This is a genomic window from Microbispora bryophytorum (assembly GCF_006874465.1).
In the GTDB taxonomy this organism is placed as follows: Bacteria; Actinomycetota; Actinomycetes; order Streptosporangiales; family Streptosporangiaceae; genus Microbispora; species Microbispora bryophytorum.
Genome location: NZ_VIRL01000088.1, coordinates 1 through 532 on the forward strand (window position 1 = coordinate 1; position 532 = coordinate 532).

The window sequence follows — 532 nt, forward strand, 5'->3', positions numbered from 1 at the left end:
TGGCGATTGGGACGAAGTCGTAACAAGGTAGCCGTACCGGAAGGTGCGGCTGGATCACCTCCTTTCTAAGGAGCATTCGGCCGGCCCTGTTGGCTCACCACTGTTTGGTGGTGGGTGTGGGGTTGGTCCATCGTCGCGGTCATCAGCGAGTGTCTGGTGCGTGGCGTGCTCATTAGTGGAGCACTGGTTATTCGGGTCGGCCGGTTCTGGTCGTCTGGTGAGTACCGTCGCCTTCGGGTGGAGTGGGAAATCCGGCGGTGGGGTTGGTCGGCTCGGGCACACTGTTGGGTCCTGAGGGAACGGACCGGATACTCAGCACCGTTGGTGGTGTTGGGTGGTTTGTTTTCTCCAGGGCTGGTCTCCTGTCATACCGGCCGGGGCTGCTGCTCTCCCTCGTGGGGGGTGGGGTTCGGGTGTTTGGTGGTGGGGTGGGCTGGTTGTCTGGTTGTTGTTTGTGAATTGCATAGTGGACGCGAGCATCTTTGTGGCCAAGTTATTTAGGGCACACGGTGGATGCCTTGGCATCAGGAGC

Annotated in this window: 1 rRNA gene; it reads left to right on the forward strand. The window is 60.2% G+C overall.

The features are described from left to right. Window positions 1-65 (forward strand): 16S ribosomal RNA (locus FLX07_RS35960); the annotation flags it as partial. Window positions 66-532: the final 467 nt, after the last annotated feature.